The following is a 23919-nucleotide window of genomic DNA, read 5'->3' as shown; positions in this document are numbered from 1 at the left end:
CGAGAGATGTGCACACCCGGGCACTCCGCCACGCAAAGTGATTGCGGGCCGGGTGCATCCCTCGCATGACGAGGGCGCCCACCCTGGCGGCTCCTGCCGCCGGTGATGAAAGGACGCCCTGCTTGCTCCGCCGCGCGACACTGCCCGCCCTGCTCCTCACCGTCATTCTCCCTGGCACCGGAATCGCCCAGGCGTCACAGCCCGCCCCCGCGACTCCGCCACACGCGTCCGCGCCATCGACACCGCAGCCCGCGGCCCCGCCCTCGCGCGAGCCACCTCCCGCCTCGCGCCTGCGCACCGAGCCGCTGAAGCCCGCGCCCATCTCCGTGAAGCTGGACTCCCTGCCGAAGCCCTTCGCCACGCAGAGCGCGAGCAAGAGCCCGGACGTCATCCCCGTGCCCTCGGGCGCCACGCTGCGCGTCCCCGACGGCTTCTCCGTCAACCTCTACGCGGACGGGCTCCAGCAACCGCGGTGGATGACGCTCACCCCCGAGGGCGACGTGCTCGTGGTGGAGAGCCGCGCCAACCGCATCCACCGCCTGCGCGACGCGGACGGTGACGGCGTCGCCGAGTCGCGCGAGGTCTTCGCGGACACGTCCAACGCGCTGAACCTCCCCTTCGGCATGTCCTTCAGCCCCACGCACTTCTTCGTGGGCAACACCAACGGCGTGCGCCGCTACCCGTACCAGCGCGGCCAGGGCCGGCTCACCGGCAAGGGCGAGGAGGTCACGAAGCTACCGGGGCTCGGTTACAACCAGCACTGGACGCGCAACGTGCGCGTGGCGCCGGACGGCAAGCGCCTCTTCGTCACCGTGGGCAGCGAGAGCAACGTGAATGTGGAGGAGTCCCCGCGCGCCTCGGTGCTCGTCATGGGGCTGGACGGCTCCGGGCGGCAGGTCTTCGCCAGCGGCCTGCGCAACCCGGTGGGCCTGGACTTCCACCCGCGCACCGGCGAGCCCTACGCCGCCATCAACGAGCGCGACGGCCTGGGTGATGACCTGGTGCCGGACTACTTCACCCGCGTGCAGCAGGGCGCCTTCTACGGCTGGCCCTACGCGTACCTGTCGCCGAAGAACCTGGACCCGCGCCGCCTGAAGAACGGCAGGAGCGAAGCGCCCGAGCTCGCCGCGAAGACGGTGACGCCGGACGTGCTCTTCGCCTCGCACTCGGCGGCGCTGGGCGTCACCTTCTATCGGGGCCAGGCCTTTCCCGAGCGCTACCGCACCGGCGCCTTCGTCGCCTTCCGCGGAAGCTGGAACCGCTCCGAGGGCACCGGCTACAAAATCGTCTTCGTCCCCTTCGACGCGCAGGGACGTCCGACGGGCGGCTACGAGGACTTCCTCACCGGCTTTCTCTCGGACCCCCAGGGGCCCACGACGTGGGGCCGGCCCGTGGGCCTGCTGGAGCTACCGGATGGGAGCCTGCTGCTGACGGAGGACGGCAACGGCCGCATCTACCGCGTGCGGCACGGCGCGAAGTAGCCCGCGCGCCTCAACTGTCCCACGCCAGGGTGTACTCGCTGTCGAGCAGCGACGTCTGCCACCCGCGCACCTGGATGTCCTGGGCGCCCACGGCCTGCAGGGCGCCCTCCAGCATGCCCTCGTTGTAGGCGACGGGGGTGAAGATGCGCCGCATGTGGATGCGGCCGGCGCGAGGGCCGGTCCACTCCACCTGCAGCTCGCCGAAGTTGATGGCCATGCGGTAGGCCTCGGGCAGCATCTCCACGAGCCGCTTCGGCTCTCCGCCCACCTGCTGCCGCACCTCGGCGCCGAACATGGAGTTGATGAAGGCCAGCGTGCCCTGCACGCCAATCTGCCGCATCGCCTCCTCGAAGCCTCCGAGCTGCGGAGCCAGATGCCGCGCCGCCGCGAAGAACAGGCGCATGAAGGGCGGCACCGGGTACAGCTCGGTGGGGTCCAGGTCCGCGGGGAAGTCACCGCCCTCGACGATGCGCGCCACCGCCTGCTCGCCGCCGAGGAACCGGACGGTGTCGAGCACCGCCGCGAAGTGCATGCCGCGAATGCCCTCCGTGGGCTCCACGACGGCCAGCCGCGAGCTCAGCTCGCGCTCCACGTCCTCAGGCGTTTCCCACCTTCCGCGCTCCATGGTCGTCAGCCCCCGGTGCGATGTCCGGGTGGGGAATCTGGCACGCCTTCTGTGCGCGTGCGAACTCCTGGCGGCCCGGGCTCGGCAGGTCTGCTCCCGCGAGCCCGATGCGGCACGTCTGGTGCGTCAGGGCGCGGCCTGGACGGCGGCTTGCGCCTCCTCGCGCCGCAGCCGCGCGTCGAGCACGAAGGTGCCGAAGGGGACCAGCGACGAGACGAAGGCCCCCACCACGCGCACGAGCGACCAGCGGTACGCGATGGCCACCTCCATGAGCGCGAAGAGGAAGAGCACGAAGAGCAGCCCGTGCGCCAGGCCCACCACCCGCACCGCCAACGGCAGGCCCGCGAGGTACTTCAGCGGCATCGCGACGAAGAGGAGGAGGATGAAGGACAGGCCCTCCAACAGGGCCACCGCACGGAAACGACCAAGGGGAGTCTTGAGCATGGGGCTCTCCGCACCCTGCTTCTCACCCCTGGCGTCCGGGGTCCATGCGTCAGGGTGACGCACCCTCACGCTCGAATGCTCTTCGGGCGCGCGCGGGAGCTGACTGTATGATGCCGCCCACGCGGCGAGTGAAGCCCGCGACCGCGACTCCACTCACGGAGGGGGGAACACAATGGCGGACAACGACAAGCTGGCGGTGACTCTCAAGGTGGCCCGGGCGGACCGGAAGGGCGCGAAGCTGGTGCTGGAACGGCCGCAGGGGACGCTCAACACCGTCGCCATACGATTGGCGGTGAGCGGGAAGATGTTGGGCCAGACGCGTCGGCAGTTCCACAGCGCCGTCTTTTCGGGCCAACAAGAGACCATCACGCTGCCCGACGACTTCCTGCCCACCGCCGAGCAGGGCTGGGTGCGGGCTACCTTCACCGTGGCGGACCCAACGGGCCTGGGCGCGACGTTCGTGCAGAAGGGCACGCTGGTGCTTCCCAACGGGCAGCAGGAGCAGCTCTGGGACGAGTTCAACCTGCCCGCGGGCGCGCAGGCGGACTACATCAACCTGGCCTGGACGGTAATCGAATGAGGGCAGCGCTCGCGGTCCTACTTCTTCTCTGCTGCACAGCGGCGCGGGCACAGGACGCGGGGACTCCCAACCCTGGGACTCCCGGCCCCAAGACGCCTGGCACGAAGACTCCCGACGCTGGCACGGCCGAGCTGGACTTCCCCAGCTTCTTGCGCGGCGGCTCTGAGGCCGCCGCGGGCCTGGACATCGCCACCGCCGGCGAGGTGGTGCACCCATCCAACCCCGCCGCGCTGGTGGCCAGCCTGCGCAACGCGGGCGCCGTGCTGGAGGGCACGCAGACGTCCTTCGTGGTGCAGTTCAATCCCTATCTCCTCACGAAGGGCTACGAGCAGCTCTACAACGAGGCGCTCGAGGCGCGGAAGCAGCGCCTCAACCGGTACCTGCAGGACAGCGCCCTCACCCTCGCGATTGCGGACGGGGCGCCGTACGAGCGGCTCACCTTCGACAAGGGCCGCTTCGCCACGGTAATGGCCGGCGCGTCCGTGGACGTCTTCGGCGAGCGGAGCATCTACGGCGAGGCGTACAGCAAGTGCCTCGACAAGGTGCTCGATGATGATTCCATCTCTCAAGAACTCCCCGACGAACCGCTGCCAGGCGAGTTCAGCAGCGACGAGGCGTTCCAGAAGGCAAAAGCGGAAGCCGCTGCGGAGACGGAGCGCGTGAAACAGGCGGGCATCCAGAAGATTCGACAGGGCCTGAGCGCGTGCACGAAGCAGGCGCGCGCGTCCTCGAGCGCCCTGTTCCTCTCGGTGGGTGGCAGGTGGGTGACGCCGGGGCTCAAGGCGCAGGAGGGCGACGGCGTGGCCATCCAGCGCGGCTTCGGCGCGGCCACGCTGGAGCTGCTGTCCAGCGGCGACGCCAGCGTGGAGGCGGCGCTCCAATTGCGAGCGCTGTACGAGCGGCAGAGCCCTGGAGTACCGATGAGCAAGTGGCTGGACGTGGGCTTCTCGGTGGGCATCGCCTCACCGCGCTTCCTGCTGCGAGTGGAGGCGACTCAGTCCTTCGCGAAGCTGGAGGACACGGACACGAAGCGCGCGAGCGTCATCGCGGCCACGCGAATCGTGCTGGCGGACAACTGGACGGTGGGGCTCGGAGTGCAGGGCACCGGAGAGGACCTGAGCGATGCGCTGGGCCAGATACACCCGAGCCTCACGGTGAACTTCGCTGACCTGCCGAAGCTGCTCCAGCCGATGTAGAAGCCGCCGGGGTGACACGTCCGCTCGCCGCGCGGACGGCCGGGCCGGCGCGGCGCTGTGGAGTCGCGTGCGTTAGCGATTGTCCTTCGAGGCCCCGCCGAGGGGCCGGGGGGAGGACATCGCCATGAGCACCGCGTTTCCCGCTCGCTGGTGGCACAAGCTGGAGGACGGGCGTGTGCAGTGTGATTTGTGCCCGCGCGACTGCAAGCTGAACGAGGGACAGCGCGGCTTCTGCTTCGTGCGCCAGCGCGTGGGCGAGGGGATGGTGCTGGACACGTATGGGCGCTCGTCGGGCTTCTGCGTGGACCCGATTGAGAAGAAGCCGCTGAACCACTTCCACCCGGGGAGCAGCGTGCTGTCTTTCGGCACGGCTGGCTGCAACCTGGGCTGCCGCTTCTGCCAGAACTGGGACATCTCCAAGTCGCGCGAGCAGGACACGCTGGCGGACGAGGCCTCGCCGGAAGCGATTGCGAAGTACGCGGCGCGGCTGGGCTGCCGGAGCGTGGCCTTCACGTACAACGACCCCGTCATCTTCGCCGAGTACGCCATGGACGTGGCGGATGCGTGCCATGCGCTGGGGGTGGAGACGGTGGCCGTCACGGCGGGCTACATCCATCCAGAGCCTCGGCGGGAGTTCTACGCGAAGATGGACGCGGCCAACGTGGACCTGAAGGCCTTCACGGAGGACTTCTACCGGCGTGTCACCTTCGCGCACCTGCAGCCGGTGCTGGAGACGCTGGAGTACCTGAAGCACGAGACGCGCGTCTGGTTCGAGGTGACGACGTTGCTCATCCCCGGGCAGAACGACTCGGAGGCGGAGGTGACGCGGCTGTCGGAGTGGATGCTGGAGCACCTGGGCCCGGACGTGCCTCTACACTTCACGGCGTTCCATCCGGACTTCAAGATGCTCGACGTACCGCCGACGCCGCCGGAGACGCTGAGTCGTGCGCGGAGGATTGCGCGGCGCACGGGGCTGCACCATGTGTACACGGGCAACGTGCACGACACGGAGGGCGACACCACGCTGTGCGCGGGGTGTGGCGCGGCGCTCATCGTCCGTGACTGGTACCGGCTGCTGTCCTATCGCGTGACGCCGGAGGGACGGTGTCCGGACTGTGGAGCGGAGGTGCCCGGACGGTTCGACGCGGCGCCGGGAGCGTTCGGGGCACGGCGGGTTCCGGTGCGGATTGGAATCGCGGAGTAGGCCTCACCCCCGAGGCAGCGTGACACCGTGCCGCGCCAGGTCCTCCGGCGTGTTCACATTCACGAGGGAGCGCAGCCTCGGGTCCACCGTGCGCAGAGTCTCCTCGGGCAACAGCCGCGCGCGGGCGTGGGCCAGGAGCTGGCGCAGCGACGGGTCCTCCCGCAGCGACTCACCCCACCCCGCCGCGAGCGTCGTCCGGTAGGCCGCGAGCAACGGCTCCAGCCGGCCCGCGACTTCGAAGCACACCGCATCCACCGCCTCATCCCGTGCGCCCAGCAGCATGCGCAGCGCCTCCGTCGAAACGAAGGGCATGTCACACGCCACCGCCACCACCCACGGCGTGCGCGCCGCCACCAGCGCCGCGTGGACTCCTCCCGGCGCACCCTTGCCCGGCACCACGTCCGCCACCGTGCGCAACCCGAAGCGCGCATAGAGCTCCGGCACGTTCGCCACCATCAGCACGTCCCCGAAGAGTGGCGCCTGCGACAGCAACCGCTCCAGCACCGTGCGGCCCTGCACCGCCAGCAGCCCCTTCGGCGCGCCGGACAGCCGACGCCCCTGGCCTCCCGCGATGATGGCCAGCGACACGTCCGGGAACTCAGCTCCGGCTGCATCCATCGCACGCTCCTGTTCGTGAGGTGGATACCGTACCCGCTTCCGTGCAGCCGTGGCGCCGTGAGCCCATGCACACGCTCCCGTGCCATGGGCGGGTCGGTGCCCTGCTCGTCACGGGGCCTCGCGCCCTGCTCCGCGGAGAGCGTGGCGGAGGAAGAACCACCTGACGGCCTGTCGCCCCCTCGCGAGGGCAGCAGGCGAACGGACGGAGGGGCCCCGTGGACACGGGCCAGGGCCCACGGCGTAGGCTGCGCGGCCACGCATGCCGCTCACGCCCCTCTCCACCGCCCGGCAGACCGCGCTCGACGCCATTGCCCCGGCGGCACCGGAGCGCGTGTCACTGCTCGACGCTCACGGCCGATTCCTCGCGGCCGCCGTCACCGCGGCGCGTTCGCTGCCCGGCTGCGACAACTCCGCCATGGACGGGTGGGCCGTGCGCGCCGAGGAGACCCGGGGCGCCAACCGCGACCGTCCCGCGCGCCTGCGCATCGTCGACGCCATCTACGCGGGCGCCCTCCCCTCGCGCCCGCTCCAGCCCGGCGAGGCCGCCCGCATCTTCACCGGCGCCCCGCTCCCCTCCGGCGCCGACGCCGTCATCCGCCAGGAGGCCGCGCGCGCCAGTGACGATGGGCTCCACGTGGACATCTTCATCACCGTCCCGCCCGGCCACGACATCCGCCGCGCCGGAGAAGAGGTCGTCGCCGGCACACCCCTCTTCCCCCCCGGCCAGCGCGTCGGTGCCGCGGTGCTCGGCGTGCTCGCGTCCATGGGAGAGACGGCCGCCTGGGTGCGTCCCGCGCCGCGCGTGGCGGTGCTCGCGACAGGAGACGAGCTCGTCTCGCCCGGCACGCCCGCGCTTCCCCACCAGGTCTACGAGAGCAACCTCATCCTCGTCGCCGCGCTCGCCCGCGAGGCCGGCGCCGACGTGCGCCACCTCGACCGCGCTCGCGATGACGAGGACACCTTGCGCGACGCCCTTCGCCGCCTCGCGCCCCAGGTGGACGTGCTCATCACCACCGGCGGCGCGTCCGTGGGCGACAAGGACCACGTGAAGCGCGTGCTGGCCGCGCTCGGGGCCCGCTTCCATGTGGACGGCGTGGCCCTCAAGCCCGGCAAGCCCGTGGCCGTGGCGCGCCTCGGTGACACCGCCGTCGTCGTGCTGCCGGGCAACCCCGGCGCGGCCACCGTCGCCTTCGACCAGTTCGCGCGCCCGCTGCTCCTCAAGCGCCAGGGCGTCCTCGAGACGCGCCGCCGCGTCCGCGCCCGCCTCTCCGAGCCGCGCCACAAGCAGGCCGGGCTCACGTACCTCATCACCGCCGCGCTGGAGCACTCCGGCGACGGCGAGCCCGTCGCGCGCCTCCGCCCCCAGGGCGCGGGACAGATTCTGCAGAACGTCCACGGCGAGGGCTGGGCCGTCCTCCCCTCCGGCCGCGCCGACTTCGCCGCGGGCGACTCCGTCGACGTGGAGCTGTTCCACGACTCCGCCCACGTCGCGGCGGACCTGGCTCCGAGCACCACCGCATGAGCGCCGTGCCCGCCCTCTGCATCGTCGGCTGGTCCGGCTCCGGGAAGACGACGCTGCTCACGAAGCTCGTCCCGGAGCTCTCCGCGCGCGGCCTGCGCGTCGCCGTGGTGAAGCACTCCTCGGACGCGCACCCGCTGCACCGTCCGGGCAGCGACACCGCGCGCTTCCAGGAAGCCGGCGCCGTGCTCACCGGCTTCGCCACCCCCTCCGGCGTACAGCTCACCACCAGCGACGCCCCCGCTGACGCGCTGCCTCCACTGTTCCGCCGCTTCTCCGGCGCCGTGGACCTGATCCTCGTGGAGGGCTGGAAGGACGGCCCCCTGCCCAAGCTGGAGCTCTGGCGCGAGGACCTCGGCCCGCCGCTCGCCCCGTCGCGCCCGGAGGTCCTCGCCCTCCTCTCGGAGCTTTCCTCGCGGCCCACGGGCGTCTCCCAGGACGTGCGGGTGCTCGACCGCGACGACGTGCGCGCCGTGGCGGACCTCGTCCTGATGCACCTGCGCCCGGGCCGGCGCGGGCCCCTGCCTCCCGCGGACTCGCGCGGCGTGACGCGGCGCCTCGTGCAGCGGTGGGACGGCGCCGCGCTCTCTCCCGCCGTGGAAGACGACGTCGCCGTGGAGGAGCCGCTGGAGATTCGCGTCAGCGGAGACTCCGTCGCCATCACCATGCGCACCCCCGGCCACGACCGCGAGCTGGCCACGGGCTTCCTCTTCTCCGAGGGCATCCTCCGGAGCGTGGACGACCTGGGCACCCTCGCCCACTGTGGCCGACCCGGAGATGAAGGCTGGGGCAACGTGCTCGACGTCACGCCCGCCTCCGGCGCCGTGCTCGACGTGGAGCGTGTGCGTGCCGCGCGCAGGGGCACCCTCACCACCTCCGCATGTGGGGTCTGCGGCCGCCGCAGCGTGGAGGACCTGCTCGCCGTCTGCCCGCCCGTGCCGCCCGGCCCCCAGCTCCCTCCCGAGGCCGTGGCCCGCGCCACCGAGCGTCTGCGCGACGTGCAGCGCATCTTCGCCCGCACCGGCGGGGTCCACGCCGCCGCCGCGCTCGATGCCGACGGCCATGTCCTCGCCGCCTACGAGGACGTCGGCCGCCACAACGCCGTGGACAAGGTGGTGGGCGCCCTCGTCCTCGCCGGGGCCATACACAACGTGCGAGTCCCCCGCACCTCACTGACACGTCAAGCGGCACTCCTCGCGGTGAGTGGACGCGTCAGCTTCGAAATCATCCAGAAAGCAGCGGTGGCTCACATCCCCGTGGTCGCAGGAGTTTCTGCAGCGAGCTCCCTCGCGATTGAGCTCGCCCTGCGTTCTGGAATGACGCTGGCGACGTTCGTCCGGGACGGGCGCTTCAACATCTACACCGCACCCGAGCGCATCCGCCTCCCGTAACCCCGCGAATCCTCGTCGGCCCCTCACCATGACGCCCCGCGTTCCAACCCCCCGCGAGATCCAACGTCAGACCGGCACCGTAGATGCACTCTCCCGGCAGGGCGCCACGAATGGCTCGGGGAGGCGGGCGCGTCAGGGATGCAGATTCATGGGGCTCAATCGACCCGGGACCCAGGTCGGGACGATCCCAAGAATTCACCTCCTGTCACGTCTTACTTGCAGAGCGACGGTTGCAACGCGTCGCAGTATCGATGATAAGTAGTTCTTTCCGACTTGAAGATTTTTACCCTCAACGGCATCCTCTGCCTGAACTGAACAAAAGCATGCACTCAGCGCAGAGGGGGGTGGAGACGATGAGCAGCGCAACGGCAAGTGCGGCGGTCGGGGCTCCCGGGACGGCGTCCTCTCAGGGCGAGGGACTGGCGGAGGTCCAGGCGCCGAAGCTGGCGCCGGGGTTCGCGGCGAAGCTGAACCTCACGGTGGACCTGGTGTTGATGACGGCGGTGCTGACCGTGGCCTCGTGGCTGGGCGGCCTGCTCACGCCGGAGTCCGGCTGGGTGGTACCCGGGCTGGTGGCGGCGTCGCTGGTGACGTGGATCATCACCGGCACCGCGCTGTGCCTGTACGACTCGCGCTTCGCCGAGCGCAGCAAGCTGGACCACGTGGCGCTCGTCTCCGTCACGACGCTGGCGGTGGTGACGGTGCTCGCGGTGGTGGGCCTGGCGCTGCCGGACCGCGTGACGATGACGGGCGTGGCGCCGCTGCTGGTCATCTTCTGGCCGGTGGCGCTGCTGCTGCGCCTGTTCGTGTTCCGTCCGGTGGCCGCGCAGGAGCGCCCCATGGACTCGGTGCTGATTGTGGGCACCGGCGCCATGGGCCGCTACACGGGCGAGGACCTGGTGGGCCGCGGCCGCCGTCAGGTGCTGGGCTACGTGCGCTTCCCGGAGGACGCGGGCACGAGCGAGCTGCCCGCGCGCATCATGGGCTCCGTGGAGGACCTGGAGCGCATCCTCCGCAACACGGCGGTGGACGAGGTCTACATCGCGGGCAACACGCTGAAGCAGGGCGAGTCCATGCAGGCGGCCATCAAGCTGGCCGAGCGCTTCGGCGTGCCCTTCGCGCTGCCGGCGCACAGCTTCCGCCTGGACCGCGCCCGCCCCATCGAGCGCCGCGCGGTGTCCGACGGCTTCCTGCACTTCGCCGCGGTGAGCCCCAAGCCGCACCAGATGGCCATGAAGCGCCTGTTCGACATCTGCGTGTCGGCCGTCGCGCTGTGGATGCTGCTGCCGCTGCTCGCCGCCGTGGCGGCCGCGGTGAAGTTCACCTCCAAGGGCCCCATCTTCTTCAAGCAGCTTCGCGTGGGGCAGAACGGCAAGCCGTTCTACATGCTGAAGTTCCGCTCCATGGTGGTGAACGCCGAGGAGCTGAAGGAGAAGCTGGCGGCGATGAACGAGCAGACGGGCCCGGTCTTCAAGATGAAGAACGACCCGCGCATCACCGGCATCGGCCGGTTCATCCGCAAGTTCTCCATCGACGAGCTGCCCCAGTTCATCAACGTGCTGCGCGGTGAGATGAGCATCGTCGGCCCGCGCCCGCCGGTGCCCACCGAGGTCGCCAAGTACGAGACGTGGCAGCGCCGCCGCCTGTCCGTGCGCCCGGGCCTCACCTGCATCTGGCAGGTCTCCGGCCGCAACCAGATTTCCTTCGAGGAGTGGATGTACCTGGACATGCAGTACATCGACCACTGGAGCCTCACCAGCGACCTGACGCTGCTGCTCCAGACGGTGCCGGTGGTGCTCACCGGCCGAGGGGCCAGCTAGACACGACCTGGGAGGCTTCCAGGCAACCAGTCTCACGCGGGGGCGGCATTGACGTGCCGCCCCCGCTCGTCTTCTATGCATCCGGGTAGGACCGGCTCAGGGCCGGGGGGCCCGAGAATCCACCGTGAACAGTCCCAGCCAATCCATTCCGCAGGACGCCGAGGGGCGTGACTCCGCGTCCTCGCACGAGACGATGGGCGCGGTCCGCAACGGGCTGCAGCTCGGCGGCTCGCTGCTGGTGACGTACGTCATCGCCATGGGCGTGCGCTTCCTGCTGCCCAAGCAGATGGGCGTGGAGCGCTTCGGCAGCTTCAACTGGGCCGACAGCTTCTCCGCCGTCTTCTTCGTGGCCACGCACCTGGGCCTGGAGATGTACATCCGCAAGGAGGTCACGCGCCGGCCGGAGCACGCCAGCGACTTCTTCGGCGCCACGCTGCTGCTGCGCATGGGCCTCACGGCGGTGCTGATGGGCGCGCTCGCGTTCGTCATGGCGCACGACAACCACTCGCCGGAGGTGCGGCAGCTCGTCTACGTCTCCGCGGTGGCGCAGTCGCTCATCATGTTGAACGCGTCCATGGCCGCGCTGCTGCACGCCAAGGGCAAGGTGGCGGGGCTGTCCATCTCCAACGTCGTCACCAAGCTGGTGTGGGGCGGCGGCCTGTTCCTGGCCGTCGTGCTGAAGCTGTCGCTGCCCTGGTTCGCCGCGTCGCTGGTGGCGTCGGAAGCCGTGAAGCTGGGCGTGGGCTGGTACCTGGCGAAGCAGCACATGGGGCTCACCTTCAAGGTGGACCTGCCCGCCACGTGGACGGTGCTGCGCAAGAGCCTGCCCTTCTTCATCACCGGCGCGGCCCTGGCCACCAACGGGCGCCTGGACGTGATGATTCTGGGCCTGAAGGCCTCCCACGAAGAGGTGGGCTACTACGGCGCCGCGTGGAACATCGCGGGCCTCACCTTCTTCCTCAACCCCGTCTTCAGTTGGGTGCTGATGCCGCTGGCGTCGCGCGCGGCCGAGCGCTCCGAGGCGGAGCTCACCCGGCTCATCCGCCGCGCGCTGGAGGGCACCCTCGCCATCACCGTGCCCCTGATGATGCTCATCGTCCTGGGCGCGCCGCTGTGGGTGGGCCTGCTGGGTGGCAAGTTCGGCCCGTCCGCCCTGGCGCTGCGGCTGATGTCGCCGCTGTTCGTGCTCGCCTTCGTGACGATGAACGCCGGCATGTGGCTCACCATGACGAACCGCGAGTGGTGGGTGACCATCACCAACGTCACCGGCAGCCTGCTCATCATCCCCGTGCTCAACCTGGTGCTGATACCGATGATGCACTCGGCGCTGGGGGCTGGCGGCGGCGCCGCGGGCACCGCGCTGGCGATTCTGCTGATGGAGGTGCTCGTCACCATCAGCCTGATGGGCCGCATGAAGAGCGCGGCCTTCGACGCCCGCCTGCTCACCATGATTGGGAAGACGGCGGCGGTGTGCGTCGCCATCGCCGTGGCGGACCAGACCGTCTTCGCCTCGCTGAATCCGTGGGTGCGGTTGGGAATCGAGGCGGTGCTCTACGTGGTTGGCGTGCTCGCCACCGGGGCGGTACGTCCCGCCGAGGTCCTGGAGGTGGTGCGCGTGGCGCGCCGCCGTGGCAACCCCGCGCCGGAGGCGGAAGCAGTCCCCGCCGTGTCCATCTCACCGGCCCCCTAGAGGAGACCTTCGCCGCATATGCCGTCCGCGCCCCGCCAGTCCCCGCCCTCCTCGCGCCTCCCGCTTCGCGCGCTCGCCTGCGCCGCGCTGCTGCTCGTGGCCTCCGGCTGTAGCGGGCTGGGCAAGTACACCTGGGTGGACGAGTACCAGGAGAAGCCACCCCCGCCGGACGCGAGCTACCGCATTGCCGCCGGAGACCTGCTCAACATCCGCGTGTGGAACCAGGAGGCGCTCACCACGCAGGCCCGCGTGCGTGACGACGGGCGCATCAGCCTGCTCTTCCTGGACGACGTGGAGGCGGCCGGGCACTCGCCCGCCATGCTGTCGCAGCAAATCTCCACGCGGCTGAAGGACTACATCAACCACCCCGTCGTCACGGTGGCGCTGGAGCAGGCACGCCCCATCAAGGTGACCATGGTGGGGGAAATCACCAACGTCGGTCCGCTGGAAATCGAGACGGGCGCAAGCCTCCTCCAGGCGCTGGCCGGCGCGGGCGGCTTCACCGAGTACGCCCACAAGGACCGCGTCTTCGTCATGCGGCAGGAGGACGGCGTCCCGGTGCGCATCCGCTTCCGCTACGAGGACCTCATCCGCGCCGAGGGGAAGGCCCCGACCTTCCGCCTGCATCCCGGCGACGTCGTCGTGGTGGAGTAGCCCGTGCTGGGGGCCGCGCTCACCGCCGCGCTGCTCGAGGTGTCCGCCGCCTCCGTCACCTACGACGTGGCGGCGCGGGTCGACTCGCGGGTGCGCTCCAACGAGGACCCGGCCGAGGACGCCCCCAGCATCGCCGGGGACACGGACATCGTCCCCACCCTGGGCCTGGCGATGCGCGACGGCAACGTGGCCCTCCTGCTGGACTATGTCCCGCGCATCAGCCTGCGCGAAATCACCGCGCAGCCGCGCACCGAAATCCAGCACAGCGGCCGGCTCGCGGCGGACTGGCGCCCGGAGCGCGGCCTGTCCCTGCGCCTGAGCCAGGAATTCACGCTGGGCGCCGTCAACCTCTTCACCACGGACGCACTGCCGCTGCCGGACGGCGACGGCTCGGACCCCGACGGCCCGCTGCGGCCTCCCGAGGGCGGCGGCCCGCTGCAGCCGCTGCCGGAGGCGGACACCGTCTACTTCCTGTCCTCCTCGACGACGCTGACGGCCAACACCAGCTGGCTGGGTCGGGGCTGGCAGCTGGGCGGCTCCACCGGCTTCTCCATCAGCGGCGGTCTGGACGGACCCGCGCGCGAGGCGGTGCCCATGCAGTACGGCCCGCGCTTCGACGTGTCGCTGAGCCACGCGCTGTCCTCGCTGAGCGCCATCACCACGTCCGTCTCGGTGAACCACTCGCGCTTCTCCACTGGCGCCAACAACACGGTGGTGACGCTGACGGAGGGCTGGGGCCGGCGGATAAGCAGGCGCACGTCCCTGCAGGCGGGCGCGGGCGTGAGCGTGGTGAACTCCCAGGAGGCGCCGACGGGCGAGGAGGACCCGCCAGAAGACCCGGTGGGTGGGCCCGCCACGGAGGTGCCCCGCCTGGAGCTCCTGCCCAACCTCACCTTCTCGGTGGGCCACCACATCCCCTCTCGCACGGCGGACTTCAACGGCAGTCTCGGCACGCGCATCACGCCCTTCGTGGACCGCCTGACAGGTAGGGTGTACCCGAGGGCCGACCTCACCCTGACGGGCAGCTGGATGCTGGGGCCGCGCGTGCGGGTGTCCAGCACGGCCGGCACCGCCTTCGCCGTGGGCGGGGCCACCGGGGACCGCATCATCAACGGCGGCGTGTCAGCCTCGTGGTTTCTCACAAGATGGGTGTCTGTGGATGCCGATACGCGGAGTACGTGGAGCCGCTCGCCCGAGCTGCCAGCGGCCCGCCTGAACTGGGCGGCCTCGCTGGGCCTGTCCGTACGGCAAACTGGTATCCTCTGAGGGCTGAGACATGGCGAAGCTCATCCTGATGTCCGTGCTCTTCATGACCATCACCCTGCCGGCGATTGCGGCGAGGGACCCGCACCCCGTGCGGGGGTTGAAGAAGGCCATCCTGTGGATCGTCCTCTTCAACGCGGCATACACGTACGGCGTCCTCGTCTGGGTGCCGAGGCTCGGGTTCGGCTGAGCGAGTTTCCGAAGAAAGGCTGACGACGGATGGAGCCTCAACTGCAGACCGTTTTCCTGGTGGAGGACGCCCCCTTCTTCCGGAAGATGCTGGGCGACTACCTGCGGGACATGGGTTTCGAGGAGGTGGTGGAGCTGCCCAGCGGCCGCGCGGCGCTCAAGCACCTGGAGACCGCCTCGTGCCCGGACCTGGTGTGCCTGGACCTGACGCTGCCGGACATCTCCGGCTACGACCTGTGTGAAGTCATCCGCCGCACCCCGGCGATGAAGGACGTGCCGGTGCTGGTGGTGAGCGCGCGTGATTTGCCCGAGGACAAGGCCCACGCCGAGGAGGCGGGTGCCAACGGCTATCTGGGCAAGCCCTTCACGCAGGAGGAGTTCACCCGGCGCGTGCAGCAGGTGATGAAGGGCTACGGGCCGAGGAGGAAGTCGTGACGATGTCCGCGCCCGGGCCTTCCGGGCCGCGCCCGCAGCCGCAGGCGGTGCCGCCTCCCCACCCGATGTTCGTTCCGGAGCGCCCGGAGACCTACGCGCCCGCGGACCTCATCGACTGGGGAATGCTCATCGACTCGGTGGGCTACCTGAAGAACTCCATCCTGCGGCACTGGTTCCTCGCCCTGGTGGTGATGGGCCTGGTGTCCGCGATGGGCGTGGGCGTGAGCAAGATCATGCCGCGCAAGTACCACGTCGAAACGCGGTTGCTGACGCAGCGCAACTTCATCATCGCCTCGCTGGCCAACCCCGGGCGCTCCATCCCCGTGGACGCGGACCAGCCCACGCGCTCCGCGTGGGAGATGATCATGAAGTACGACAGCCTGAAGACCATCGTCCACAACGCGAAGCTCGTGGAGTACTGGGAGCTGATGCGCTCGCCCGTCTCCCGGCTGAAGGAGAAGGTGACGAAGAAGCCGCCCGCGCCCATGGAGGACAAGGCCAAGGAGGACGCGCTCATCGCCATGCTGGAGCAGGCGCTGATTGTCGGTGTGGAGGGCGGCAGCGGCACCGTCACCATCGGCGTGGACTGGGCGGACCCGCAGCTCGCGCTGAACATCGTGGAGGCGGCGCAGAAGAACTTCCTCGACATGCGCCAGGCGGCGGAGATGGGCGCGGTGCAGGAGGCCATCACCATCCTGGAGAAGCAGGTGGTGGAGGAAGCGGAGGGGGTGAAGAAGGCCGTCGCGGATTGGGAGGCGACGGTGAAGCGCCTCGAGCTCAAGCGCAAGAAGGAGGAGGAGAAGTCCGGCAAGAAGAGCCTCCCCGCGGCGAACGGCGGGCTCATCAACACGGACCACATGCTGGCGCAGATGCGCTTCATGATTCAGACGAAGCGCCGGGCCATCAGCGACGTGGAGGAGTTCCGCGCGAGGCGGCTGACGGAGCTGCGCAACCAGCTCTCCGAGGCGCGCGTCATGTACTCGCCGCAGCACCCGCAGATTACGGACATCGAGCAGCGCATCGTCGCGCTCACGGAGGACTCGCCGCAGCTGGTGGCGCTGCGCTCGGAGCTGACCGAGCTCATCAACGAGTACATGCGCAACGGCGGCAACCCGGCGGAGCTGGAGTCGGGCCTCTCCACGACGGGACTGGCCACGGGGCCGATGGGCCCGTCCATCGGGGACAACCCGGAGGTGTCGGTGGCGACGGACCGCATCCGCATGCTGGTGGCCCGGTACGGGGAGAAGATGCGGCGGCTGGACCAGTCGAGGACGGAGCTGGAGATTTCGCGCGCGTCCATGAAGCACCGCTTCAGCGTGCTGGCGCCGCCCACCTTCCCGGAGAAGCCGTCCAAGCCGAAGGTGCAGCTCATCGTCGCCGCGGGCGTGGTGGGCGGGATTGCGCTGGGCATCTTCGCGGCGGTGGCGCTGGACATCATCCGCCGGCGGATTCTGGAGCGGTGGCAGGTGGAACGTTTGCTGAAGCTGCCGGTGCTCGCGCAGCTGGAGCGGCGCTAACACGCCCTCGGGGGAGACAGTCGTGACGGTGTGGACCTGGGTGGACCTGGCGCTGTGTGTGGGGCTGCTGCCGGTGGCGGTGGCCTGCGGTTATCTGCTGCTGTTGACGCTGCTGTCGTGGCGACGGACGGCACCGGTGCCTCCGGCGCCCACGCGGAAGTTCGACGTGGTGATTCCGTCGCACAACGAGGAGCTGGGCATCGCCCGGACGGTGGCGAACCTGTCCGCGGTGGACTACCCCGCCGCCCTGCGGCGCATCCTCGTGGTGGCGGACAACTGCTCGGACGCGACGGCCCAGAAGGCGCGCGAGGCGGGCGCCACGGTGCTGGAGCGGCACGACACGGAGAAGCGCGGCAAGGGCTACGCCCTGGCGTACGCCTTCGAGTTCAGCCAGAAGGACGGCTTCGCGGACGCGGTGGTGGTGGTGGACGCGGACACGGTGGTGTCCCCCAACCTGCTGCACGCGTACGCGGCCCGGCTGGAGCAGGGCGCGCACGCGGCACAGGCGCACTACGGCGTGATGAACCCGACGGCGTCGTGGCGCACGCGGCTGATTACCATCGCGCTGGGCATGTTCCACAAGGTGCGCTCGCTGGGCCGTGAGGCGCTGGGCGTGTCCTGCGGCCTGCGCGGCAACGGCATGTGCTTCACGCACGCGGTGCTGCGCGAGGTGCCGCATGACGCCTTCAGCGTGGTGGAGGACCTGGAGTACGGCATCCGCCTGGGCAAGAAGGGCCACCGCGTGCACTACGCGTGGGAGGCCGAGGTGCTCGGGGAGATGGTGTCCGGCGAGAAGCAGAGCCGCTCGCAGCGCCAGCGCTGGGAGGGCGGGCGCCGGCAGATGCGCAAGCTGCACGGGTGGCCGCTGTTGAGCGAGGCCCTGAAGCAGCGCAGCGGGCTGCTGTTCGACTTGTCCATGGACGTGCTGGTGCCGCCGCTGAGCCAGTTGGTGCTGGCCGCGGTGGGCGGCGCGGTGGCCGCGGCGGTGGTGGCGTGGCTGTCCGGGGGCACGGCGGTGCTGGCATCGAGCGTGGCGGGCTTCGGCCTGGCGTCGCTGGGCGCGTACGTGCTGCGCGGCTGGTGGGTGTCCGGCGTGGGCCCGCGCGGCCTGCTGGACCTGGCCTGGGCGCCCGTCTACGTGGTGTGGAAGGTGGGCCTCATGCTGCGCGGCCCCGGCGCGGAGAAGCGCGGCGAGTGGGTGCGCACCACGCGCGAGGCCGAGCGCCGCTGAAGGGCCCGTCCGCGCCGCCACGCCGTGCAGGCCGCGGCGGCGCGTACTCCGGAGTGTCGCGGGGGCGCGCTACCCCGCCGCCGCCGCGCGCTGCTGCGAGGCCGACTCCAGCACCTCGCAGGCCTCCAGGTACTGCTCCTCGGTGAGCGCGCCCGTCGCCAGCCGCTCGACGATGGCCTGCGGCTCCACCGAGACGTCGTCGCAGGTCATGCGCAGATATGCACCGGGACGCAGCTCGGGAGTGAAGCCCCGGTGCACGAGCGCCGAGCCGAGCCACCCCACCAGCAACTGACGCACGCGCTGGCGCTGTCCCTCCGGTGACAGCAGCTCGATGCCCGGAGGACGGATACGCTGCCAGAGCGCCCCGCCCTCCTTCAGCAGCCCCGGCAGGTCGCGCAGCGACATGCGGCTCGGGTCGATGGCCGAGCCCGCCCACTGCTTCTGCAGGTCCGGCACGAGTACCTTCTCCGGCAGCTCCTCCCACCGCAGCGCCACCAGCCCCTCGCTGACGGCGCGCTCGAACCACGCCTCCTCCGCTGCCTGCTCGCCCCCGAGCAGCTCCAGACTCCCACTCAGCGGCAGCGAGGGCGTCGCGGCTCCGGAGTCCCCGCCGCGCCCCAGCCCGCGCAGCCGCTCCTCCAGCGGCGGGTGCGAGTCCCACGGAGAGGGCGGCCGCTCCAGCACCTCGCGCAGGCCCTCCTCCACGTCGCGGCGGCGGCGCTCCTCGGCCACGAAGCGGCGGAATCCCTCCAGCATCGGCACGCGCACGCGCTGCTCGAAGAGGGGCACCAATTCATGCGCGAAGTACGCGCCCCACAGGGGCGCCAGCGCATGCACCTTGCGCAGGGCCTCGGCCGTGGGGCGGGGCCCGCAGACCGACGCCGCGAGCGCATCCGCCGCCAGCTCCTGCTGCCGGGACACCGTGCCCGACATGCGCAGGAAGAACCGCCCGTAGAGCTGGAAGGGCACGTCCAGAAAGAAGGCCGAGTCCTCCAGCGAGTCCACCGCCAGGGCAATGGACCTGCGCGTGCGGTACACCCACGGCCCCAGCGAGAGGTCGCCGCCCGTCTGGTGGCCGTACTCGTGCGCCAGGACGGAGGCCAGCTCCTCGCGGTCCAGGAAGGCGAACAGCGGCAGGCCGATGCCCACCACCGGTTCGCGCTTGAGGCCCAGCCAGCGCCGCTCCATGCCGATGAAGGCCGTGGCCTCACCCGACAGGTACACCTTGCGCGGCGCGGCCGTGTGCGCCCGCGTGGCCACCTGGTCGAGCAGCTTGAACAGCTCGGGGAACTCCTCGCGCGACAGGGGCTTCGCGTCGTTGTTCTGACGGCTGAACCAGCCTCGCGGGCGCAGCGCCCACAGCACCGTCACCGCACCCAGGGCCGCCATGATGCCGGCGAGCCCCATGGAGCCGGTGTAGCGCGCCTCGGCGACAGGCACCCAGAGCAGCGCCCCCGCGACGGCGAGCCCCAGCAGCCAGAAGCCCGCCCAGAGGACCACCGTCAGCGCGGCGCGCCGGGCCATGCCCGGAGGATTCACGGACTCCATGACGAAATCGCCTCGCTGACCGGCCCGTGGAGCCAGTCCTCCCGTCGAGCCTGCTCCACCAACCGCTTGCGCTCACCCTCTGGCAGCACCGCGTTGCGCGAGCGAAGGAAGTACGCCGCCGCGCGGAGGTCCGGCGTCAGCTCGCTCATGTCCAGCGAGCCGCTCTCCCCGCGGATGAAGCGCCGGAACCCATCCAGGTCCTCGGGCTGGAGGAACGGGGCGCCGGCGAGGGCGCGCTCACTGTCCGCGGCCCCGGTGCGCACCGCCTCGCCATAGGCCAGCGCCCAGGCCTCTCCGGAGAGCCTGATGAGCTCGTACATCGCCACGCGCGGAGCCACCGCCAGCGCCGCCTTCGGGTCCTTCCCAATCAGCTGCATCAACCGGGTGCCGGGCTGTTCGGGCTCTGCCTTCACCGGCAGGCCGGCACGCACCCGCAGCCAGTCGAACTCCTCGCCTTCGTCCTTGCCCTCACTCTCGAGCGCGGCGACGAGCGCGTCAGGATGGCCCTGGCCCATGTGCGCCGTGACGAGCGCGTAGAGCTCGGCGCTCGTGGCCCGCGTGCGAGGATGGTCGGACTTGAAGAACTGCTTCAGCAGCTCGAGCGCCTCCTCCGAACGCCCGAGCGCCACGAGCGCGGTCGTCTGTGCTCCGAGGACCTCCGCCGCATCCTTCTCATTCTCGGCGCGCAGCTGCGAAAAGCTTCGCGTCGTTCCCTCCCAGTCCCCGGCGAGGTAGCGGCCATGGGTCACCGCCCGCAGGAGGTTGGCGTCCTTCGGGAAGCGCGCGACGTGCTGCTCCATGGCGCGCAGGCCCTCGGCGCCGCGCAGCAGGCGGGCATGGAGGTACTGGGCGGTCGGCGAGTCCGGCGCCGCCCCGGCGCGCTCGGCGTACTCGGCGGTGATGGCCTCGAGCTGGCCATTGCGCTGGGCGGCCCACTGGTACGTGCGGTGGTTGTCGGAGTCGTCCGGGCGCGCATCCCGCCACGCCTTCGCGACCCGTGCGGCCTCCGGCGGGCCCGCGGCAATCGCCGCCTGGAACGCAAGCGATGCCTGCTCCCCGGCCCACCCCGACATACGGGCCTCCGCCTCGGTGAAGGGCAGCGCCTGGCCCAGCTTGTCATTCTGCGCCAGGTACTTGAAGCACACCTGGAGCGGGGGCTCCTCCGGCATCGCGATGCCCAGCTGGCTGCGCGCGACATGGCTGCTGCCCTTCGGGATGCTGAGCGTGTCGGGCGGCTCCTTGAAGACGTAGTCCACCTCGCCCAATTCGACGACGCGCTGCCCGCAGAACACCGTCGGCTTCTCCCCGCTCGCGTCCGGATTGGACCGCTCGGAGTAGACCACCCGCGCCAGGTAGAGCGGCATGGCGCCCGCGATGTTCCACGCCAGCACGCCCGGATGCGACGTGACGTTCAGCTCCGTCGCGTCCACTTCCGCGCCGCCGCGCGTGACGGCGTGCACCGGCTGCGTGCCCATGGGCACGGTGATGGTGGCCACCTGGCGCGAGGGCACCTCCTGCGTCGTGCCACCCAGAGTGACAGTCAAGGGCTCCTCGAAGCCGTTGGCCACGTACACGTCGCGGTAGAGCGAGGCATGGAAGGCCCGCGCCGCGCCGGTGGCCACCAGGGCGATGACGGAGAGCGCCACCGCGCGGCTCCACATCCACGGCAGCGTCCCCAGCGGCACGCGCGCGAAGAACGTCCAGGAACGGCTCATCGGGCCGCTGCCCTCGCCCGGACGCACCACGTAGGCGCCCAGCGGGAGCAGTGGGAGCACGAAGAGCGCGACCAGCGCGTGCGTCGCGATGGAGGTACCGTCGTGCGGGTCCGGCTCCGCGTCGCCCAGCATGGTGGCGCCGAAGCCGTTGAGGGTGCCGAGGAAGAGGCTCTTGCCCTTGAGCGGCCGCGCGAAGAGGCGGCGACGGCGCAGCAACGTGTCGAGCACCTCACGGTGCGAGCGCAGCCTCCCGAGCCATCGCGCCCACATGAGCGCCCGGTACACCTTGAACGGGTCGCCGCGCTCCACCGCCCGGCGCACCTTCGCGTCCTCGCACAACGCCCGCAGCTCCGGAATGCGCTGGAGCAGCCCCGATGGGTCTTCAATCATCATCACTGACACTCTCTGTCTGCTGATTCCCTGGCGCGCGTACGGCGCCGCCGGCACCCAACGACAGACTACCCACAAAGCAGGCCCTCTTGAGGAGCCCCCCTCCCCGCGAGGCCAGACGCCGTGTCCTGCAATTCGCGGACTACCCGCATGATGGAACCGTGATGAAGCGCGGAGCGCCTCGTGCGGAACGCGGCGGGCGTCTTCCGGAATATGGCCACCTCCCGATTCACCGAGGTGGCACCGATGCAATCCCTCTCTCGCAGCCTGCTCTGCGGTCTCCTGATGATGGCCGCACCCGCCGTGGCCCAGCCGGATGCCGGTACGGGCTCCAGCGTCATCATCGGTACCGTCGTCGAAGTACAGGCGCGACTGCCTCTTCCTGGCGTCGTCGTCACCGCGACCTCTCCCAATCTCCAGGACGAGCAGGTCGCGGTCACCGACGCGCAGGGCAACTACCGGATTCCGCGGCTCCCGCCGGGCGTCTACACGCTCCGATTCGAGGTGGAGGAGCACAAGACGTACGCGCGCGAAAACGTCCAGTTGCGTCCCAACCGCACCATCCGTGTGAATGTGGAGCTGCTCCCCGAGTCGCTCGGTGAGGTCATCGGGCTCATGGGTGGCCCGCCGACCATCGACGTGGGCTCCACGACCACGGGCGTCAACGTGGATCAGGAGTTCATCAAGCGCATCGCCGTGGCCCGTCCGGGCGGCAATGTCGGCGCGGCCCACGCCTTCGAGTCCCTGGCCGAAGTGGCGCCTGGCGCCCAGGCGGACAGCTACGGCGTGTCCATCAACGGCGCGACCTCGCCCGAGAATGGCTACGTGGTGGATGGACTGTCCACGTCCGAGCCCGCCTTCGGCATCAACGCGAGCCCCCAGGTGACGGGCTTCCCTTCCGCACCCGCGTCCCGGGTTCGCGCGTCCGAGCACACCGCGCCGCCCAAGGAGGGCTCCTTCTTCGACATGTACTTCAAGGGGTACGGGGTGAACCCGAAGGTGACGGCGGAGGAGGAGCGCTTCTCCACGTTCTCCGTGGACACGGACACGGCCGCGTACACGCTGACGCGCGCGTACCTGGAGCGCGGGGCCCTGCCAGACGAGCAGGCCGTGCGCGTGGAGGAGTTCATCAACAGCTTCGACTACGGCTACGCGGCGGAGCCGGACGCGCCCTTCAGCGTCCACGTGGAGGGCTTCCCGTCCCCGGCGCGCAAGGGCTACCAGGTGGTGCACATCGGCGTGAAGGCGCGCGAGGTGAGCCGCGCGGAGCGCAAGCCGAGCCACCTCGTCTTCGTCATCGACGTGTCTGGCTCCATGGAGGGTGAGGAGCGGCTCGGACTGGTGAAGCGGGCGCTGCGGCTGCTGGTGGACGCGCTGGACGAGCGAGACAGGGTGTCCATCGTCGTCTATGGCTCCGAGGCGCGCCTGGTGCTCGGGCCGACGAATGCGACACAGAAGCAGAAGCTGCTGAGCGCCATCGACAGCGTGTCGAGCGAGGGCTCCACGAATGCGCAGCAGGGGCTGGAGCTGGGCTACGCGCTCGCGGCGAAGCACGTGGTGAAGGGGAGCATCAACCGCGTCATCCTCTGCTCGGACGGGGTGGCGAACAACGGCATCACCGACGCGGATGGCATCTGGGCGCGGGTGAAGGAGCACGCGTCGCGGGGAATCACGCTGTCCACGGTGGGCTTCGGGATGGGGAACTACAACGACGTGCTGATGGAGCGGCTGTCGCACGTGGGCGAGGGGAACTACGCGTACGTGGACCGGCTGGAGGAGGCGCGGCGCATCTTCGTGCAGAACCTCACGGGGACACTGCAGGTGGTGGCGAAGGACGTGAAGCTGCAGGTGGAGTTCGACCCGAAGGCCGTCGTGAGCTACCGGCTGCTTGGCTATGAGAATCGGCTGCTGACGAAGGAGCAGTTCGCGGATGACCGCGTGGACGCGGGCGAGGTGGGCGCGGGGCACGCCGTCACCGCGCTGTACGAGGTGAAGCTGCGCGAGCCCTCCGAGTCCTTCGGCACGCTGCGCATCCGCTACAAGGCGCCGGAGGGTGGGGACTCGAAGTTGATGGAGAAGCCGCTGCCGTCATCGCTGGTGCGCACGGCGTATGGCCGGGCCGCTCCGCCCACGCGGCTGTCGTACGTGGCGGCGGCATTCGCGGAGAAGCTCCGCGGCTCGTACTGGGCGCGGCCGCTGACCTGGGACGGGCTGGTGTCGCTGTGGGAAGAGGTTGGCCAGCCGCTGAAGGGCCGGGCGGATGTGACGGAGCTGGGGGCGCTGATCCGCAAGGCCGGCGCCCTGGACCGGCGCGAGGACCGGTTCGAGCGCTTCGCCCCCGTGAGCACCATGGACTTCGACCGGGTGCCCACGGTTCCTTGAGGTGGGAGCAGGTGGGCAACTGCCCCT

Annotated in this window: 20 protein-coding genes; 15 read left to right on the top strand and 5 right to left on the bottom strand. The window is 70.5% G+C overall.

Annotation, left to right across the window (positions count from 1 at the left end; translation table 11 throughout):
- Positions 1-122 precede the first annotated feature (122 nt).
- Positions 123-1481, top strand: coding sequence for a PQQ-dependent sugar dehydrogenase (locus OV427_RS21545; RefSeq protein ID WP_267858021.1), 1359 nt, complete (start codon positions 123-125; stop codon positions 1479-1481).
- 10 nt (positions 1482-1491) lie between these two features.
- Here OV427_RS21545 and OV427_RS21540 read toward each other — a convergent pair whose 3' ends face one another.
- A complete protein-coding gene (locus OV427_RS21540) occupies positions 1492-2073 on the bottom strand; it encodes a DUF2378 family protein (RefSeq protein WP_267858020.1) in 582 nt (193 codons plus the stop codon).
- A 159-nt stretch (positions 2074-2232) separates the two neighbouring features.
- The gene (locus tag OV427_RS21535) at positions 2233-2550 is read right to left on the bottom strand and encodes a DUF3817 domain-containing protein (RefSeq protein ID WP_267858019.1); all 318 of its coding nucleotides are present in this window, start codon (positions 2548-2550) and stop codon (positions 2233-2235) included.
- Between the two features lie 172 nt (positions 2551-2722).
- Here OV427_RS21535 and OV427_RS21530 point away from each other — a divergent pair, with 172 nt between their 5' ends.
- The 3 genes from OV427_RS21530 to amrS all read left to right on the top strand — a co-directional run bounded on the left by OV427_RS21530 (position 2723) and on the right by amrS (position 5530).
- The gene (locus tag OV427_RS21530; protein WP_267858018.1) at positions 2723-3130 is read left to right on the top strand and encodes a hypothetical protein; all 408 of its coding nucleotides are present in this window, start codon (positions 2723-2725) and stop codon (positions 3128-3130) included.
- Positions 3131-3279: 149 nt separating this feature from the next.
- Positions 3280-4326, top strand: coding sequence for a hypothetical protein (locus OV427_RS21525; RefSeq protein WP_267858017.1), 1047 nt, complete (start codon positions 3280-3282; stop codon positions 4324-4326).
- Between the two features lie 124 nt (positions 4327-4450).
- The gene (amrS, locus tag OV427_RS21520) at positions 4451-5530 is read left to right on the top strand and encodes an AmmeMemoRadiSam system radical SAM enzyme (RefSeq protein WP_267858016.1); all 1080 of its coding nucleotides are present in this window, start codon (positions 4451-4453) and stop codon (positions 5528-5530) included.
- A 3-nt stretch (positions 5531-5533) separates the two neighbouring features.
- On the opposite strand, the gene mobA is transcribed toward amrS, so the two are convergent.
- Entirely contained in the window at positions 5534-6148 is a 615-nt protein-coding gene (gene mobA, locus OV427_RS21515) for a molybdenum cofactor guanylyltransferase (RefSeq protein ID WP_267858015.1), read from the bottom strand.
- 259 nt (positions 6149-6407) lie between these two features.
- Here mobA and glp point away from each other — a divergent pair, with 259 nt between their 5' ends.
- The 10 genes from glp (at position 6408) to epsU (ending at position 17857) form a co-directional block, all read left to right on the top strand.
- Positions 6408-7670, top strand: a complete 1263-nt coding sequence (gene glp, locus OV427_RS21510; protein ID WP_267858014.1) for a gephyrin-like molybdotransferase Glp — start codon at positions 6408-6410, stop codon at positions 7668-7670.
- Positions 7667-9058 carry a formate dehydrogenase accessory sulfurtransferase FdhD gene (gene fdhD / locus OV427_RS21505; protein ID WP_267858013.1) on the top strand — a complete coding sequence of 464 codons (1392 nt, stop codon included), beginning with the start codon at positions 7667-7669 and terminating at the stop codon, positions 9056-9058. Before glp ends, fdhD begins: the two co-directional genes overlap by 4 nt.
- Positions 9059-9402: 344 nt before the next feature.
- Positions 9403-10878, top strand: coding sequence for an exopolysaccharide biosynthesis polyisoprenyl-phosphate hexose-1-phosphate transferase EpsZ (epsZ, locus tag OV427_RS21500; RefSeq protein ID WP_267863458.1), 1476 nt, complete (start codon positions 9403-9405; stop codon positions 10876-10878).
- A 124-nt stretch (positions 10879-11002) separates the two neighbouring features.
- Complete coding sequence (gene wzx, locus OV427_RS21495) at positions 11003-12568, top strand: exopolysaccharide biosynthesis flippase (protein ID WP_267858012.1); 1566 nt, start codon at positions 11003-11005, stop codon at positions 12566-12568.
- 18 nt (positions 12569-12586) lie between these two features.
- Entirely contained in the window at positions 12587-13222 is a 636-nt protein-coding gene (gene epsY / locus OV427_RS21490; RefSeq protein ID WP_267858011.1) for an exopolysaccharide export protein EpsY, read from the top strand.
- Between the two features lie 3 nt (positions 13223-13225).
- On the top strand, positions 13226-14488 hold the full coding sequence (gene epsX, locus OV427_RS21485; protein ID WP_267858010.1) for an exopolysaccharide export protein EpsX: 1263 nt from the start codon (positions 13226-13228) through the stop codon (positions 14486-14488).
- A gap of 10 nt (positions 14489-14498) precedes the next feature.
- Positions 14499-14675 carry a hypothetical protein gene (locus OV427_RS21480; protein WP_267858009.1) on the top strand — a complete coding sequence of 59 codons (177 nt, stop codon included), beginning with the start codon at positions 14499-14501 and terminating at the stop codon, positions 14673-14675.
- Positions 14676-14704: 29 nt separating this feature from the next.
- Positions 14705-15109, top strand: coding sequence for an exopolysaccharide biosynthesis response regulator EpsW (gene epsW, locus OV427_RS21475; protein WP_267858008.1), 405 nt, complete (start codon positions 14705-14707; stop codon positions 15107-15109).
- Positions 15110-15111: 2 nt separating this feature from the next.
- Complete coding sequence (epsV, locus tag OV427_RS21470) at positions 15112-16626, top strand: PCP family exopolysaccharide biosynthesis protein EpsV (protein WP_267863457.1); 1515 nt, start codon at positions 15112-15114, stop codon at positions 16624-16626.
- Positions 16627-16648: 22 nt separating this feature from the next.
- Entirely contained in the window at positions 16649-17857 is a 1209-nt protein-coding gene (gene epsU, locus OV427_RS21465; protein ID WP_267858007.1) for an exopolysaccharide biosynthesis GT2 family glycosyltransferase EpsU, read from the top strand.
- A gap of 69 nt (positions 17858-17926) precedes the next feature.
- On the opposite strand, the gene OV427_RS21460 is transcribed toward epsU, so the two are convergent.
- Together OV427_RS21460 and OV427_RS21455 are read right to left on the bottom strand one after the other, a co-directional pair.
- Positions 17927-19405 carry a M48 family metallopeptidase gene (locus tag OV427_RS21460; RefSeq protein ID WP_267858006.1) on the bottom strand — a complete coding sequence of 493 codons (1479 nt, stop codon included), beginning with the start codon at positions 19403-19405 and terminating at the stop codon, positions 17927-17929.
- Positions 19393-21513 carry a hypothetical protein gene (locus tag OV427_RS21455; RefSeq protein WP_267858005.1) on the bottom strand — a complete coding sequence of 707 codons (2121 nt, stop codon included), beginning with the start codon at positions 21511-21513 and terminating at the stop codon, positions 19393-19395. The genes OV427_RS21460 and OV427_RS21455 overlap by 13 nt, the downstream gene beginning before the upstream one ends.
- Positions 21514-21756: 243 nt before the next feature.
- Here OV427_RS21455 and OV427_RS21450 point away from each other — a divergent pair, with 243 nt between their 5' ends.
- Positions 21757-23892, top strand: coding sequence for a YfbK domain-containing protein (locus tag OV427_RS21450; RefSeq protein WP_267858004.1), 2136 nt, complete (start codon positions 21757-21759; stop codon positions 23890-23892).
- The last annotated feature ends 27 nt before the right edge of the window (positions 23893-23919 follow it).

Source organism: Pyxidicoccus sp. MSG2, from assembly GCF_026626705.1.
Lineage (GTDB): Bacteria > Myxococcota > Myxococcia > Myxococcales > Myxococcaceae > Myxococcus.
Note: the sequence above shows the minus strand (reverse complement) of the source record. Positions and strands in the feature narration are given on the sequence as shown.

Excerpts from the sequence above, each read along its gene's own strand:
- OV427_RS21535 (WP_267858019.1), bottom strand. The coding sequence starts at position 2,550 with ATGCTCAAGACTCCCCTTGGTCGTTTCCGTGCGGTGGCCCTGTTGGAG.
- OV427_RS21530 (WP_267858018.1), top strand. The coding sequence starts at position 2,723 with ATGGCGGACAACGACAAGCTGGCGGTGACTCTCAAGGTGGCCCGGGCG.
- amrS (WP_267858016.1), top strand. The coding sequence starts at position 4,451 with ATGAGCACCGCGTTTCCCGCTCGCTGGTGGCACAAGCTGGAGGACGGG.
- mobA (WP_267858015.1), bottom strand. The coding sequence starts at position 6,148 with ATGGATGCAGCCGGAGCTGAGTTCCCGGACGTGTCGCTGGCCATCATC.
- glp (WP_267858014.1), top strand. The coding sequence starts at position 6,408 with ATGCCGCTCACGCCCCTCTCCACCGCCCGGCAGACCGCGCTCGACGCC.
- fdhD (WP_267858013.1), top strand. The coding sequence starts at position 7,667 with ATGAGCGCCGTGCCCGCCCTCTGCATCGTCGGCTGGTCCGGCTCCGGG.
- epsY (WP_267858011.1), top strand. The coding sequence starts at position 12,587 with ATGCCGTCCGCGCCCCGCCAGTCCCCGCCCTCCTCGCGCCTCCCGCTT.
- OV427_RS21480 (WP_267858009.1), top strand. The coding sequence starts at position 14,499 with ATGGCGAAGCTCATCCTGATGTCCGTGCTCTTCATGACCATCACCCTG.
- epsW (WP_267858008.1), top strand. The coding sequence starts at position 14,705 with ATGGAGCCTCAACTGCAGACCGTTTTCCTGGTGGAGGACGCCCCCTTC.
- epsV (WP_267863457.1), top strand. The coding sequence starts at position 15,112 with ATGTCCGCGCCCGGGCCTTCCGGGCCGCGCCCGCAGCCGCAGGCGGTG.
- OV427_RS21460 (WP_267858006.1), bottom strand. The coding sequence starts at position 19,405 with ATGGAGTCCGTGAATCCTCCGGGCATGGCCCGGCGCGCCGCGCTGACG.
- OV427_RS21455 (WP_267858005.1), bottom strand. The coding sequence starts at position 21,513 with ATGATGATTGAAGACCCATCGGGGCTGCTCCAGCGCATTCCGGAGCTG.
- OV427_RS21450 (WP_267858004.1), top strand. The coding sequence starts at position 21,757 with ATGCAATCCCTCTCTCGCAGCCTGCTCTGCGGTCTCCTGATGATGGCC.